We start from the raw sequence: 15,415 nt of genomic DNA, 5'->3' as shown, positions 1-15,415 counted from the left end.
GGCCAGGCCGCGGGGCCCGCTCCGTTTCCCGGGGTCAGCCCTCCCTCGGGGGCTCATGCTTCTCCGGCTTCCCGGGTCCGGCCTCCAGGAACTGGCGGACCATCCCGGGGGTGACCCCGTGGGCGAAGGCCACGGACTCGGCGAAGTCCGCGTCGACGGCGTCGTAGCCTCCGCTGCCCGCGCCGACGGTGACCTTCACGGTGGCCAGGCCCGCGCGGCGCTGGAAGAGGCTCTGCTCCCACCGCCAGCCGATGACGGCGTCGCGCCGCACGCTCGCCTGGGTTCGGCTCAGCGACCCCGAGCGCACACTGACCAGGTGACCGTCGTAGCCGTGGCCGAGCGCGCGGTAGCGGCTCAGACCCAGCGGGACTCCCAGCAGCGCCAGGACGGCGAAGGCCCCGGCCACCCAGTAGAACCCCGACAGCGCGGCGGCGACGGCGACCACGGCGGGGGGCACGACCGCCCGGAACAGCCTGCGCGAACGGGCAGCGGGCGGATGCGGGGTCAGCACGCCCTCGAACGGGCGCAGCGCCCGCGCCAGGACGTCGTCCACCACGGCGCGCGGGCCCATCGGCAGCAGCGCCGCACGGGTCGCGGACTCCCCCAGCCCCGTGACGATCGCCGACAGCCGCACCAGCGAGCGCATCCGCTGCATCGGGTTGTCCGACAGCTCGTGGCCGCGGATGCGGCGGTGCTCCAGCGTGACGCTGTGCCGGGTGAGCAGACCGCGCTCGGTGACCAGCGCGTCGCCGTGCCGGCGCAGCGTGAACTTCCAGTGGCTGACGAGGTAGGAACCCACCGCGAACAGCGGCATGGCCACCAGCAGCAGCACGGCCGCGCCGACCACGAGGATCAGCAGCACGGCCACCCCGGACCGGACGAGGTCCTGGACCGCGTCGACCCCCTCCACGGCGTAGTCCGCGATGGCGTCGTCGTCGACGAGCTGGCTGAGGAAGCCGAACAGCGCCGCCAGCGCCGCGAACGGGGTGAGCAGGTAGCCCAGGCTCAGCACCGCGTACAGGTACCAGCGGTTCGGCATCCGGAAGTAGACGACGTCCCGGGGGTCCGCCCCGGCGTCGGCCTCCGGGGCCTCCCCCGCCTCCGGGCCGCCCTCCACCGGGTCGGCGGCGGCCCCGGCGGTCAGCAGCGCCCTGCGGCGCAGCAGCTCCACCCGCAGCCGCTCGGCGTCGGCAGCGGTGACCGCGTCGAGCTTGCCCTCCTCCTTGCCCCCGCCGCCGCCCGCCGCGGCCTCGATCTTGACCACGGCCAGGCCGAACACGCGGTGCAGGAGCGTGGAGGTGATGTCCACGCCGCGGATGCGCTCCAGCGGGATGGTGCGCCGGGAGCGGGAGACCAGGCCCGAGCGGATCTCCAGGCGCTCGGGACTCACCCGGTAGCGCACGGTCTTGTAGGTGACGAAGCCGGTGACGACCAGGGCGACGAGGGTCGCGGCCGAACCGCCCAGCACCCAGGGGTTGAAGCTTCCGGCGACCAGGGCCACCACGATCGGCACGATGAACGACCGCACGTGGTTGATCGACGCGGTGACCACCGTCAGAGGGCTGAGCCTCCGGTCGGCGTCGGGGGCGAGTCCGGCCTCGGCCCCGTCGAGGGCCCCCACGGGGCCGGGCTCCTCCACCGGAGCGCTCCCGGTCCCCTCGGGGGCCTCGGCGGGAACGGCCTCGGCGGGGTCGCGCGGCGGCCGGGGGCCGTCCCCGTCGCCCAGGTGCGGTCGGCCCTGCTCCGCTTCGTCCGGGGCGCTCACGTGGCGTCGTCCTTCAGCTCGCCGGCGCGCGCGGCCAGCTCCTCGGAGATCCGCCGGACGTCGGCCTCCTCCAGCCCCTCGATGCTCGAGGAGCCCGCGTGCGAGGCGGTCTGGATCTTGAGTGTGGCCAGGCCGAAGGCCCGCTCGAACCATCCCTGGGTGTGGTCCACGGTCTGGATCCGTCCCACCGGCACCAGCTGCCAGGAGCGGCCGATCCGGCCCTTGCGGGTGTAGACGACGTCACCGGTGATCTCCCAGCGGTGCGCCTGGTAGCGCCAGCGCGGCGAGACGACCGTGTCCACGACCGAGACCACCCCGGCGACCACGGGGACCAGCCAGGCGTACTCCACGACCCAGTCGGGTATCCAGGACCAGCGGAAGAACCACACCGTCCAGGCGCCGGCGGCCAGCAGACCGGTGAGGACCACCGACCCCACCGCGTCGCTCACCGTCCACATCCAGACGGCTCGGGGGGAAACGCGGTTCTGGGGAGGGCGCAGCCGGGCTGTGATCGTCACCCGTCAGATTCTACGGTGACGCGCCCCCCAGGGGACACTTCGGCTTTTCCGACAGGAAATCGACACTCCGGGCGTCTCCGACGGAGGCGCCCGGTGCCGCCTGTCAGCTCTTTGTCAGCGGCGCCCCCGAGACTGGGTGCCGTGAAAACGGAAAAGGACGTGGAGGACCGAACTGATGACTGACGCCATCCGAGCGGAGGGCCTGGTCAAGCGGTTCAAGGGCAAGACCGCGCTTGACGGGGTGGACCTCGTGGCCCGCACGGGGGCGGTACTGGGTGTTCTCGGCCCCAACGGGTCCGGCAAGACGACCTCGGTGCGCGTCCTGTCCACGCTGCTGCGGCCCGACGGGGGGCACGCGCTCGTCGGCGGCTTCGACGTGGTCAAGCAGCCGCACCAGGTGCGCCGCCTGATCGGGCTCACCGGCCAGTACGCCGCGGTCGACCAGGGCCTCACCGGAACGCAGAACCTCGTGCTGATCGCGCGCCTGCTGGGCTACTCGCGCCCGGCCGCGAAGGCCCGCGCCGCCGAACTCCTGGAGCGGTTCTCACTGACCGACGCGGGCGGGCGGCCCGCCAAGACGTACTCGGGCGGCATGCGCCGCCGCCTGGACCTGGCCGCGAGCCTGGTGGGCCGCCCCAGCCTGCTGTACCTGGACGAGCCCACCACCGGGCTGGACCCGCACAGCCGCAACGAGCTGTGGAACGTGGTGCGCGGGCTCGTCGACGACGGCGTGACGGTGCTGCTGACCACGCAGTACATGGAGGAGGCCGACCAGCTCGCCGACGACATCATGGTGCTGGACCACGGCCGGGTGATCGCCACCGGCACGCCCGAGGAGCTCAAGAACCGCGCCGGGCACCAGGTGCTCCAGGTGCGGCCGGTACGCACCGGCCGGCTCGCCGACGCGGCCGGGGTCGTGGAGTCCGTGACGGGTTCGCGGACCCGCTCCACCGACGACTCGGTGCACGCCTCGGTGACCGACCCGGGCATGCTGCCCGAGGTGGTGCGCCGCCTGGACGCCGCGGGCATCGCGGTGGCCGAGCTGTCGCTGCGCAAGCCCAGCATGGACGAGGTGTTCCTCGCGATCACCGGGCACGCGGCCGAGGACACCGCCGCCCTGAACGGCCACAGCCCCGAAAGGACCAACGCATGAGCACCATGACGGACGCGGCCCCCCGGGCCGGGGCCGCGCCCGAGCCGCCCGCCTGGATATCGCCGCTCTCCGCGGTGCGGCACGGCCTGCTGCTGACCTGGCGCAGCCTGATCCGGATCAAGAACAACCCCGAAGAGGTCCTGGGCCTGACCTTCATGCCCATCATGTTCGTGGCGTTGTTCGTGTTCGTCTTCGGCGAGGCGATGATGGGCGACTGGCGGGCCTACCGGGACTTCACCATCCCGGGCATCACCGCGCAGTCCGTCATCTTCGCCACCATCGGCACCGGGGTCGCGCTCAACACCGACATCGAGAAGGGGATCTTCGACCGCTTCCGGTCACTGCCCGTGGCCCGCTCCGCCCCGCTGATCGGCGCGATCCTGGGCGACATGGTCCGCTACCTGCTGACCGTGGCGATGGTGCTGCTGGTGGCGGTCGTCATCGGGTTCCGGCCCGACAACGGCCTTCCGGGGGTGCTGGCGGCCACGGCGGTGCTGATGCTCTTCGCGTTCGCGCTGTGCTGGCTGTCGGCCTTCGTGGGGCTGCTGCTGCGCACCCCGATGGCGGTGAACATCTTCGGTTCCCTCTGGATGTTCCCGCTGACCTTCGCCAGCTCCACGTTCGTGCCGACCGACAGCATGCCGGGCTGGATGGCGGCGTTCGCCGGGGCGAACCCGGTCACGCACGTGACCGACGCGATGCGCGGACTGATGCTGGGCGGCCCGGTCGCCGAACCCCTGCTGTGGACCCTGGCGTGGTCCCTCGGCCTCGTCGCGCTCTTCTTCCCCCTGGCCACCCGCGCCTACCGACGCCGCTCCTAGGGAGTCCCCGGCGCGGGGGTGTTTCGGGCTCTGTCGGGGCGGGGTCCGCTCAGGGTCTGGTGACAGCGGCGGCGACGGCGGGCGGGGGCCGGGAGTGGGCCCCGCCCCGATGCCCGTGGTGTCCGTTCCTCCCGGTGATCTTGACCTTTTCGGGGTCTCAGAGACGGTTGAGGCCCCGAAAAGGTCAAGATCACCGGAGAGAGCGCCAAGGAGCCGGCGAACCCCCGACACCGAGACACCCCCGAGGCGGAAACCCCACGGCGCCCTGCCGCTGAGGCCCGGCGGGCGGCCCTGCCCAGGACCGTCACCCCCCGCGGTGCCGGGGGGTACGTTTCTCCGCGGTGCCGGGTCAGCGCCAGGAGCCCACCCACGCGCGGACCTCGGCGGTGAGCCGGTCGGGGGCTCCGCCCGCGCCGCGCGCGTGGGCGCGGGCGAAGCCGTCCGCCCCCAGACTCGCGCGCAACCGCTCGCGGAGGGGGACGGCCTCCGGCGCGATACCGCCGGGGATGCCCCTGGCGAGCCCGGCGAACCCGAGCAGGACGGCGGACCGCTCCGGTTCGCCGTCCCGCTCGGCCAGGGCCGCCATCGTCTCCAGCAGCGTCGCGGTCGAGAACGCGTCTCCGCTGGCGTCCTCCAGCGCCGTCCACGCCACGGCCAGGTGCTCCCTGGCCGCCTCCGCGTCCCCGTCGTCCACCGCCAGCCGCGCGAGCGCGTCGCGCGTCAGGGCGTCCAGGTGCACCCGCGCGAGGGTGCCGACCTCGGCCGTTCCGGCCAGGTCCGAGCGGACCCGGGTGAACCCCTCGCGGGCGGATCCGCGGTCGCCGAGCAGCCGGTCGACCTCGGCGGCGACGAAGTCGATGTAGATCCTCATCTCCTGCTGCGACAACACCGAGGCGGCCACCGCGCCCCGGGCCAGGTCCAGCAGCGTCCTGGCGTCGTCCCGCTCCCCCCGTTCGGCGTGCGAGAGGGCGAGCTTGAGCCGGAACATCACGAAGTAGTCGCCCGTCCCCATGCCCTCGGTCAGGCCCAGCCCCTCCAGCAGCATCTCCCGCTCCCGCTCCGGGTCGGTGAAGCGCAGGATGTCGGTGAGCATGACCAGCCCCTGGGCCGTTCCCCAGCCTTCTCCGAGCGACCGGTACTCCTCGACCGCGACCGAGAGGGACGCGTACGCCCGCTCGGCCTGTCCGACCTGGATCGCGAGCGTGCCCTCCAGATACAGCGCCGTGGCCCGCAGCCACGGGTCCGGGTGGTCCCGCCACTCCGCGACCGTATCCAGCCCCTTCTCGCCCTCGCCCCGGACCAGCGCCAGGATCCCGGGGATCACGATCGTGCTCGGGTGGTCCCGCGGCCGCAGCCCCGCCTCGCGCAGGACGCCCAGCGCCCGCTCCAGGAAGGAGATCCTCCTCTCCTCGGACCTGCCGTCCATCCCGACGGCGGACAGGCACGCCGCGTAGGCGAGCTCCTTCCCGGGAGGCGGCCGGTCCCCGGCCAGCTCCAGGACCTTCGCGGCCCAGCCCCCGAAGTCCATCCAGCCGTCCATGATCTGCCAGTACCAGTGGGCGGCCAGTGTCAGGTCCAGGGCGAGCCCGGTGTCGCGGACCTCCAGCGCCCAGCGCAGCGCGGCGGTGTGGTCGTCCTGCTCGCCGCGCAACCGCGCCAGCCAGCGGCGCTGCCCGGCGCCGCGCAGCTGCGGGTCGCCCTCGCGCCACAGGCGCAGCACCCGGGCGGCGTGCGCGGCGCGCACGGCGGTGGTCTCGCCCGCCTCGGCCAGCCGGCGCGCGCCGTAGGCGCGCACCGTCTCCAGCATCCCGTAGTGGCGGTGGTCCGTCCCGTCTCCGCCGCTGTCGACGATCTGCACCAGCGACTTGTCCACGAGCGCGAACAGCACCGACCACACGTCGCGCCCGGCGATGACCCCCGCCTCGGCGTCGTCCGCGCAGACCTGCTGGACGGCGTCCAGGGTCGCGCCGCCCGCGAACACCGAGAGGCGGCGCAGCAGCGCGCGCTCGGCGTCGTCCAGCAGCTCCCAGCTCCAGTCCACGACGGCCAGCAGCGTCCGGTGGCGCGGCAGGGCGAGCCGGTTCCCGCCCGCCAGAAGCCGGAAGCGGTCGGAGAGCCGGTCCGAGAGCCGGGCCAGGGGCATGGTGCGCACGCGCGCGGCGGCCAGTTCCAGGGCCAGCGGCATGCCGTCGAGCTCCCGGCACAGGCGCACCACCTGGGCGACGTTGCCGTCGTTGACGGCGAAACCGGGCAGTACCGCGCCGACCCGCTCGGTGAACAGCCGAACCGAGGCGTACTGCGCGGCGCGGTCGGCCCCGGTGCCCTCGGGAGGCAGATCCAGCGAGGGGACCGGCAGCAGCCGCTCCCCCGCCACGGAGAGCGCCTCGCGGCTGGTGGCCAGGATCCGCACGCCGGGACAGGCCGCCAGCAGGCGCGCGGCGAAGGCCGCGACGGCCTCCACCACGTGCTCGCAGTTGTCCAGCACCAGCAGCATCCGCCGCCCCCTCAGCGCCTCGGTCAGGCGCGCCATCGGCTCGTGCGCGGCGGGGGCCCCGCCGCGCACCCCCACCGGAACCCGCTCGCGCAGGCCCAGCGCGGCCAGCACCGCCTGGGAGACCTCCGCGTCCCCCGTCAGCGGCGTGAGCTCGACGAACCACACGCCGTCGCGGACCAGGCCGGGCCGTTCGGCGGCCAGGCGGGCGGCGCTCTCGATGCACAGCCTGGTCTTGCCTGCCCCTCCAGGACCGGTCAGGGTGACCAGCCGTCCGCCGCCGACCAGGTCCACGGCCGCGCGCACCTCGGCGGCGCGGCCGACGAAACTGGTGAGGGTGGGGGGCAGGCGGACCGCGGGGGGCTCCTCCTCGTCGTCGAGGGGCCGTTCCGGTCGGGGGTCGAGCTCCCCGCGCAGCAGCCGCACGTGCAGGGCGCGCAGCTCCGGGGAGGGGTCGATGCCGAGCTCGTCGACGAGCACCCGGCGCAGCTTGTCGTAGGCGGCCAGCGCCTCGGCCGTGCGGCCGGAAGCGGCCAGGGCGCGCATCAGCAGCGCGGTCGGCCGCTCCCGGGACGGCGACTGGGCGGCGACGGCCTCGATGTCGGGCAGCGCGCGGGCGTGCTCGCCCAGGTCCAGGGCCAGACCGAGGCGCTCCTCGGTGACGGTGCCGCGCAGTTCCGCCAGCCGGACCGCGACCCCCCGGCCCCCGGGCAGCGCCAGCACGTCGGCGGGGCCGCGCCACAGCGCCAGGGCCGCGTCCAGGAGTTCCGCCGCGCGCTCGACGCGGCCCTCCGCACGGGCTCGGCGGCCCTGCTCCACCAGCTCCTCGAAGCGCCACAGGTCGACGTCGGCGGGGTCGATGTCCAGGCGGTACCCGGCGGGTTCGGCGCGCAGCGGCGCCGCCTCGCCCAGCGCCCTGCGCAGCCGGGACACCAGGGCCTGCAGCGCGTTGGCCGCTCCCGCGGGCGCGACGCCGTCCCAGATCTCGTCGATGAGCCGTTCGGCGCCGATGCCGCGACCCGGTTCCAGCAGCAGGATGGCGAGCAGCGCCCGCAGCCGGGTTCCGCCGACCGGCACGGGCCGGCCTTCGTCGTCGTGCACCGCGAGCGTGCCCAGGATCGAGAACTTCACTCCCCTATCGTCACCGATAAGGGACCTACCGGGCCAACCGATTCGACCCGCGCGCGGCGCGGCGAAACTTTCCCCGCGCCGTCTGTGCCGGGGCCGAGCGGGGCGCCGACGGCAGTATGGTTCGGTTGGAGCCCGCCGACGCGTGCCGCACCGCGCGCGGGTCCGCCCGCGTGCGCGTGCCGCGGCACGCGCGCCCCCGTCCGCCCCGTCCCGCAGGAGTCCCATGTTCGCCTTCGCACGACACCGCACGGCCGCAGGGCGTGCCCGCCGGTCGGCCGCCGCCGGCGGCGCGGCCGCGCTGATCGCCCTGACCACGGGGTGCGACGTGCTGATCGGTACGAGCAACGTCGAGACCAGCGACGACATCACCGTCACCAGTCCGATGCTGCGCGAGGGCGAGACGATCCCGGCCCGCTACACCTGCGCGGGGGACGGCGTGTCGCCGCCGCTGCGCTGGTCGGGCCTGCCCTCCGACACCGAGTCGCTGGCGCTGGTGGTGGACGAGGCCGAGTCGTCGGGCGGCGCCACCGTGCTCTGGGTGGTCTACGGGATCGACCCGGTCAACCCGGAGTTCCCCGAGGGAAGCGTCCCCCAACCCGCCCAGCAGGGCCAGAACAGCCTCGGGAACGCCGCGTACGAGCCGCCCTGCCCGGAGGAGGGCGTCGAGCACGAGTTCCGCTTCACCGTGTACGCGCTGTCGGAGCAGCTGGACCTGGGCGACTCCGCGACGCTGGATGTCGCGCTCGGGGCGATCGCCTCGCATACACTCGCCCGGGGGCGGCTCACGACCGTGAGCGCTTCGTGACATGCGACACCCGGGAACGCGCGGGTCTCCCGTTCCTCAGGGAGAACCGGCCGTCGCCCTCTGCACGGACGGCGCAACTATGCATAAAGTGGGGCCGTGCCCCCCGCTGATTTTCTGATGACCGAATCCGTTCCGCGTGCGCCGGCGCGTCGACGTGCTCGCGCGCGCCGACGTCCGAGCACCGATCCCGGGGCGCCCTTCACCGGGCACTCCGCACCGGCCCCCGGGCGCGGACGCCATCACGGCGGGAACGGTCCGACACCGGCCAGACACATCACCACCGCCGGTGCCATCTCTGTCCTCTATCAGGCCACGGGGCCCAGGGTGGTGCGTTCACCATGATCATTGCACTCATCGTCGTCATCGTCATCGTCGTGCTTCTGCTCATCGTGCTTGGGCTGCGTGCCCTCGGCGCGGGCAGCGCGGCGGACGACTACGAGGACGACTACGACGTCGAGGAGGACGAGGGCGAGGAGGCTAAGCCCCGCGCCCGGCGCTCCTCGCGCCGCGCGGCCGCCCGCGACGACGAGGCCGAACCGGCCGAGGAGTCCGAGGACGATCAGCCCGCGCCCCGGTCGCGCGGGGGCCGCCGGTCCCGGTCCGAGGCCGAGCCCCGGGCCGCCCGCAAGCCGCGTTCGCGCAAGAGCCGCGACGACGACTGGGGCGACGACGACGGCTACTTCTCCAGCCTGCACGACGACCGCTCCGACGACGGCCTCGACCAGGGGCCGGACTTCGACGAGCCCGAACCGCAGCGCCGCGACACCCGCAACGAGTCCACGGCGGCCATGACCGTCGTCGCGGACGACGAGTACGACGAGGAGCCTCCGCGCTCGCGCGGCCGCCGCTCCCGGGGCGAGGCCGAGGAGGCCGCGCCGGCCGCGTCCGGCGGCACCGACCCGCTGGCGATGCTGGCCAGTCTCGGCCAGGGGGACGACTCCCCCTCGGAGCCGGGCCTCTCCGGCCGGACCGGTCCGCCCACCCCCGTCGCGGGTGAGGCTCTGGGCGGCCTCGTGAACCGCGCCCCCGCCGCGGCCCTGCCCCCTGTCCCGGCGGCTCCCGCGACGCCCGCCCAGGGCTGGAACCCGGGTCAGGTCCCGTCCGCGACCGAACGCACCCAGGCGTGGGACCCGCGCGCGGCCGATGACCCGCTGGGCGGCCCCGCGCCGTCGTCCACCACCGGCTCCCACAGCCGCGGAGGCTACGACACCGGCTCCTTCCCGTCGGGCGCGCCGACCCCCTCCTCCTACGACACCGGGTCACACGACCGCCCCGCCTCCGCCACCGGCTCCCACAGCCGCGGAAGCTACGACACCGGGTCGCACGACCGCGGGGGCTACGGCACGCCCGGCGGCCAGTCCCCCGCGTCGTCCTTCGACACGGGGTCGCACAGCCGCGGAAGCTACGAGTCCGACCCGCTGGGCGGCCCCGCGCCGTCGTCCACCACCGGCTCCCACAGCCGCGGAGGCTACGACACCGGCTCCTTCCCGTCGGGCGCGCCGACCCCCTCCTCCTACGACACCGGGTCACACGACCGCCCCGCCTCCACCACCGGCTCCCACAGCCGCGGAAGCTACGACACCGGCTCCTTCGCGGCCGGCGCGCCGGCCGCCCGGCCCTCCCCCGGGGACCCGTTGACCGACCCGTCGTTCACGTCAACGCCTCCGTCGGGCCCCGCCACCGGATCCCCGATCTGGTCGAGTCTGGACACCGGTTCCCACCAGCGGCCGCCGGTTCCGCCGGCCGCGCCGCCGTTCCCGCCCGCCGGGGCGGCGCCGACCGGTGCGCAGCCGTCCTTCCGGGGCTCCTCCCCCGACCAGTCCGGGGTCGGCGGCGGCTACACCCCGACCGGGGCGCAGCCCTCGACGAGCGGCTACGACTCCCCCTACACCACCGGGTCCTTCGACAACCCCTACGACACCGGCTCCTACAACCGCGGCGACTCCGCCGGGCAGGACCCGGCACAGGGGCGGAGCGGACCGGGGTACGGTCCGGGACCGCGCGGCGGTTGGGAGGAGTCCTCCTGGAGCGGCTCCCCCGACAGCGGGCCGCAGCCGTTCGGCGGCGACGCCGGGGAACGTCCCGGGGTCGGCGGCGGCTACACCCCGACCGGGGCGCAGCCCTCGACGAGCGGCTACGACTCCCCCTACACCACCGGGTCCTTCGACAACCCCTACGACACCGGCTCCTACAACCGCGGCGACTACCCCGCGCCGGGCGCTCCGCAGCCGCCGTCCTACAACGGCTACCCCGACGGGCAGGGCGGATACCCCCAGGGCGGGCCGGCCCAGCCGGGCGGGTACGGCACCGGACCGGGCTACGGCCCCCGGCCCGGCGAGTGGCCGCCCTACGACCAGAGCGGTCCTCCCCAGGGCCGCCCGAACCGGCCCGAGGACGATCCCGACAACTACTACGGCGACGGCTACCGCCGGTAACGGGACACCGTCGGAAACGGCCGGGGGCGGGGCGCGGACAGCGCCCCGCCCCCGGCCGTTTCCATACCCGGTCCCGAAACGTGTCCTTGGCCACACTCGGGGAGAAGATCGGCCAAGACCGCCCGCGCCGCGAGCGGACACCCCCAGAATTGGCGACGGTAAGTGATCGACAGCATCCGCCGGGTGAACAGGCCTCGATGCTGCCGGAACCGGGACGACGTGAACCCGCCGGCCGCAGCGGGGGTTTCTCTTGGGGACGTCCGGGTGGGCGAACCCCCGTCCGGGGCGGGACCCGCCCGCTGATTCGCGAGGTTCGCCCCGGGCGGCCGTTCGAGCGGAATCGGCGCGGCGAGCACCGCTCCGGCGGGCGCGAACCCGGAACGACTCGAGAGGCACGACCTGGTCTCCCCCGGCCCGCTGTCCCCAGAGCGCCGTTTCATCGGGGGAGCGCGCACCGCCGGCAGGAGCAGCAGCCGGGAACCGGTGCGCGCGGGCTCCGCAGACCCACCGGGGGTACCGCATGTGTGAAGACGCCCAGGGAACACCGTCGAATCCGGCTGTCCGGCCGATCCGCGCGATCGACGCGCGCGCCGTTCCGTTACTCCGCTCCCTGCCCCGCGACGCGGCCGCCTCGCTCGTGGTCTTCCTCGTCGCCGTCCCGCTGTCGCTGGGGATCGCCGTCGCGTCCGGCGCCCCGCTCGTCTCCGGGATCATCGCGGCCGTCGTCGGAGGGATCGTGGCCGGGGCGTTCGGCGGCTCCGCCATCCAGGTGAGCGGACCCGCCGCCGGGCTGACCATCATCGTCGCGGAGCTCGTCCTCACCCACGGGTGGGGGGTCACCTGCCTGGTCACGGTTCTCGCCGGCCTGGTCCAGCTGACGCTGGGCGCGTTCCGCGTGGCCAGGGCCGCCTTGGCGGTCTCCCCCGCCGTCATCCACGGCATGCTCGCCGGAGTGGGCATCACCATCGCGCTGGCCCAGCTGCACGTGGTCCTCGGCGGCGACCCGCAGAGCTCGGCGGTCGCCAACATCATGGAACTGCCCCGGCAGGTCATGGACAACCACTCCCCCGCGGTCGCGGTGGGCCTGGTGACCGTCGTGGTCATGACCGCGTGGTCCCGACTACCGGAGACCGGGCGGCTGCGCCGGATCCCCCCCGCGCTGGTGGCGGTCGCCGCGTCCACCGCCGCGGCCTCGTTCTACGACTGGCCGGTGCAGCGGGTCGACCTTCCCGACTCGCCGGCGCACGCCTGGAGCGGGCCGGCGCTGCCCGAGATCGGCCAGGTCCACGGCGTGGCGACCGCCGTCGCCACCGTCGCCCTGGTGGCGAGCGTGGAGTCGCTGCTGTGCGCCATCGCGGTCGACCGCATGCACGACGGGCGCCGGGTCCGCCTCAACCGCGAACTGATCGGACAGGGCGCGGCCAACATCGCCAGCGGCGCGCTGGGCGGGCTGCCCGTGGCGGGGGTGATCGTCCGCAGCAGCGTCAACGCCCGCGCGGGCGCGCGCACACCGCTGGCGGCGGTCCTGCACGGCGTATGGGTCCTGCTGTTCGTCGCGCTGTTCGCCTCCACCGTGGAACTGATCCCGATGGCGGCGCTGGCCGGGCTGCTGGTGTTCATCGGGGTGCGGATGGTGAACCTGGCGCACCTGCGCGACCTGCGCGAGCACCACGAGGCCGGGGTGTACCTGACGACACTGGCCGCCGTGGTGCTGCTGGGGCTGATGGAGGGGGTGCTGATCGGTTTCGCGCTGGCGCTCCTGGTCTCGCTGCGCCGCCTGACCAGGGTGACGGTGCTGACCGAGGAGCGACCGGGCGGCACCGGGCAGTGGCACGTGGTCGTGCAGGGCTCGCTGACGTTCCTCGGGGTGCCCCGCGTGGCGCAGGTGCTGCGGACCGTGCCCGCGGGCGCGCACGTGGACCTGGACCTGCACGTGGACTTCATGGACCACGCCGCGTTCGAGTCGATCCACGCCTGGCGGGTGGACCACGAGCGCACGGGCGGCCGCGTCGACATCGACGAGGTGCACGAGAACTGGTACGAGCTCAACTCCACCCGGACCGCGCCGGTCGCCAAGACCCCGACGCGCGGACTGGCCCGCTGGTGGGCGCCGTGGGGGATGCGCCAGGAGCGGGCCGCCTCCCCCGACGCTTCGGGGCTGCTGCTGGCCGGGGCCCGGGAGTACCACGCCAGCACCGCCGAGCGGATGCGCGCGCTGATGGGGCGGCTGGCCCAGTGCCAGCGGCCGCAGGCGCTGTTCATCACGTGCGCGGACTCGCGGGTGGTGCCCAACGTGATCACCTCGAGCGGCCCCGGGGACCTGTTCACCGTCCGCAACATCGGCAACCTGGTGCCGCCCCGGGGCGCCGGGAGCGGAGACGACTCGATGGGCGCCGCCATCGAGTACGCGGTGTCGGTGCTGGAGGTGCCCTCGATCGTGGTGTGCGGGCACTCGCACTGCGGCGCGATGCGCGCGCTGCTGGAGGAGCGGCCCTCGGCGGCCGCCGACGAGGTGGCAGCCGGGTCGCTGGGGCGCTGGCTGCGGTACGGCGAACCGAGCCTGGACCGGCTGGGGGAGGTCGGCCCCGGGGTGCCCGCGGCGGAGTCGGTGCGGCGGCTGTCCCAGGCCAACGTGGTGCAGCAGTTGGAGAACCTGCTCGGCTACCCGGCGGTGCGCGACCGCCACGAGCGGGGAGAGCTCGAACTGACCGGGTTGTACTACGACCTGGACACGGCGATGCTGCACGTCCTGGACCCGCGCACCGGCCTGTTCACCGCGGTGGAGGCCGCCCCGGTCCCCGGACGGCAACACCCCCCGACCGGAACGGCCCGGGAGCCCCAGCCGCAGTAGGGGCGGGCTCCCCGAAGCCCCCGGCACGGAGTGCCGGGGGCTTCGGCGGGCGCCGCGCACACGGCGCCCCCGGAGGGTCCCGGTCCGCGGGCGGGCTATGGGGTTTCCGCCGCGGGGGTGTTTCGCGTGGTTGGCCGGATCGAGGTCTGCTCGGGGTCTGTGTCCGTTGTGTGAGGGGTCCGTCGCCGCCCGCCGTGACCCCGCGATCCGCGTGGCGCGAGACCGAAAGACCCACCCGAAGCACCGGCACGCCGAACCACCCCCGCGCCGGAGGTTCCCTACTCCTCGCCCGACCGCTCCTCCTCGCGCTCGTCGTGCTCCACCGGGGAGGACTGGTAACGGGCGAACCCGATGATCACGATGATCGCGACAACGGGGAGGCCGAACATCAGCAGGTACACCGTGGAACTCATGCTCACCCACTCGGGTCGGGGACGCCGCCGAAAACTTCCCCCAATCTAGTGGTGCCCGAAGACCCCCGGAGTCCGACGCACCGCCCGTTACAGGCCGTCCGGCTCCCCCGTTCCGGCCACCATGCCCCTGACCGGCGGTTTCATACCGACAGGGACACCCGGCAGGAGTTTTCATCCGTCGGCCGGAGCCCCTCGCCCCACTCGGTTCCCGGACCGGGATCCCGGGATTCCGCTCCGCCAGCGCGTCTGCTATGCGCGCCGCGGGGTGTTTGTCTACGGTCGGACCATGAACGACGACGAGGGTGCTGTCCTGCGCGAACTGATCCGGCTGGAGGACCAGGAGGGCTGGCTCGGTCGCTTCTCCGCACAGGAGATCGCGGCCGGGATCGGTCTGCCGCCCGATCGGGTGCGCATGGCCGCGGAGTCCCTGAAGACCACCCACCGGGCGATCTCCTACTTCGAGCGCTCCTCGTCCGACCTGGTCGAACTCGGCGGCGTCACCGAGACGGGCCGCGGCCTGGCGGCCGGGGAGGACCCCCGCAGGAGGATGCCGCCCCGCCGTCTGAGGAGGGCGAGGAGAAGAGGAGTCGGCCGGTAAGCCGGATTCTAAAACCAGAATGCTCCGACCTGCACCGTTGCCATAAATAAGGCTCTGGCCTGGCAAAGTTCCTCTCCCTGTTTGCCGTTGTTTCCGGCTGCTTCCGGTTGTTCAGCGGAACAGGGACGGAACACGGTGCCTTCCCTGCTTCCCTCCTCCCCCCTTTCCCCTCTCCTCACCGTTCTTCTTGTGCTTGCTGCGCTCTTGGCCTCGGCCTGCCCGGTGAGCGGGCTTCTGGTCCTGGCCGCGCGTGCTGTGCTGGTGCTCTCGGCTCCGGCCTCGGTCCCGCGGTCCACTCCCTCAAGGACTGTGGTTGGCCCTCTGGTCGATCCCCCTATTGAACGTCGTGCCCCTGGGCACGGCGTGGCGCGGGAAGCGCGCCGCGCGGAACGCAGGCGAGCGCGCGCACCCGCGCCGGCGCCCGACTCCCCGTA

At 74.1% G+C, this 15,415-nt stretch carries 10 protein-coding genes; 6 read left to right on the top strand and 4 right to left on the bottom strand.

Annotated elements, in window-relative coordinates:
* Positions 1–34: 34 nt before the first annotated feature.
* A complete protein-coding gene (locus tag EV190_RS16165) occupies positions 35–1,765 on the bottom strand; it encodes a PH domain-containing protein (protein ID WP_208113207.1) in 1,731 nt (576 codons plus the stop codon).
* Positions 1,762–2,283: a PH domain-containing protein gene (locus EV190_RS16160; RefSeq protein ID WP_243742610.1), complete on the bottom strand. Its 522-nt coding sequence runs from the start codon at positions 2,281–2,283 to the stop codon at positions 1,762–1,764. The genes EV190_RS16165 and EV190_RS16160 overlap by 4 nt, the downstream gene beginning before the upstream one ends.
* Before the next feature lie 175 nt (positions 2,284–2,458).
* On the opposite strand from EV190_RS16160, the gene EV190_RS16155 reads away from it, so the two are divergent.
* Together EV190_RS16155 and EV190_RS16150 are read left to right on the top strand one after the other, a co-directional pair.
* Complete coding sequence (locus tag EV190_RS16155; RefSeq protein WP_133742407.1) at positions 2,459–3,436, top strand: ATP-binding cassette domain-containing protein; 978 nt, start codon at positions 2,459–2,461, stop codon at positions 3,434–3,436.
* Positions 3,433–4,257 carry an ABC transporter permease gene (locus EV190_RS16150; protein ID WP_133742406.1) on the top strand — a complete coding sequence of 275 codons (825 nt, stop codon included), beginning with the start codon at positions 3,433–3,435 and terminating at the stop codon, positions 4,255–4,257. The genes EV190_RS16155 and EV190_RS16150 overlap by 4 nt, the downstream gene beginning before the upstream one ends.
* A gap of 349 nt (positions 4,258–4,606) precedes the next feature.
* Here EV190_RS16150 and EV190_RS16145 read toward each other — a convergent pair whose 3' ends face one another.
* Positions 4,607–7,879 carry a BTAD domain-containing putative transcriptional regulator gene (locus tag EV190_RS16145; RefSeq protein ID WP_166655478.1) on the bottom strand — a complete coding sequence of 1,091 codons (3,273 nt, stop codon included), beginning with the start codon at positions 7,877–7,879 and terminating at the stop codon, positions 4,607–4,609.
* A 223-nt stretch (positions 7,880–8,102) separates the two neighbouring features.
* Between EV190_RS16145 and EV190_RS16140 the strand changes: the two genes are divergently transcribed.
* The 3 genes from EV190_RS16140 (at position 8,103) to EV190_RS16130 (ending at position 13,970) form a co-directional block, all read left to right on the top strand.
* Positions 8,103–8,684 carry a YbhB/YbcL family Raf kinase inhibitor-like protein gene (locus EV190_RS16140; RefSeq protein ID WP_133742404.1) on the top strand — a complete coding sequence of 194 codons (582 nt, stop codon included), beginning with the start codon at positions 8,103–8,105 and terminating at the stop codon, positions 8,682–8,684.
* A 338-nt stretch (positions 8,685–9,022) separates the two neighbouring features.
* Positions 9,023–11,119: a hypothetical protein gene (locus EV190_RS16135; RefSeq protein ID WP_208113206.1), complete on the top strand. Its 2,097-nt coding sequence runs from the start codon at positions 9,023–9,025 to the stop codon at positions 11,117–11,119.
* Between the two features lie 520 nt (positions 11,120–11,639).
* Complete coding sequence (locus tag EV190_RS16130) at positions 11,640–13,970, top strand: SulP family inorganic anion transporter (RefSeq protein WP_133742403.1); 2,331 nt, start codon at positions 11,640–11,642, stop codon at positions 13,968–13,970.
* A gap of 278 nt (positions 13,971–14,248) precedes the next feature.
* Here the strand turns inward: EV190_RS16130 and EV190_RS24340 are convergent, their stop codons facing one another.
* Complete coding sequence (locus EV190_RS24340) at positions 14,249–14,383, bottom strand: hypothetical protein (RefSeq protein WP_279536623.1); 135 nt, start codon at positions 14,381–14,383, stop codon at positions 14,249–14,251.
* 286 nt (positions 14,384–14,669) lie between these two features.
* On the opposite strand from EV190_RS24340, the gene EV190_RS16125 reads away from it, so the two are divergent.
* Complete coding sequence (locus EV190_RS16125) at positions 14,670–14,981, top strand: hypothetical protein (RefSeq protein ID WP_133742402.1); 312 nt, start codon at positions 14,670–14,672, stop codon at positions 14,979–14,981.
* Positions 14,982–15,415 lie beyond the last annotated feature (434 nt).

Source organism: Actinorugispora endophytica, from assembly GCF_004363075.1.
In the GTDB taxonomy this organism is placed as follows: Bacteria; Actinomycetota; Actinomycetes; order Streptosporangiales; family Streptosporangiaceae; genus Actinorugispora; species Actinorugispora endophytica.
Note: the sequence above shows the minus strand (reverse complement) of the source record. Positions and strands in the feature narration are given on the sequence as shown.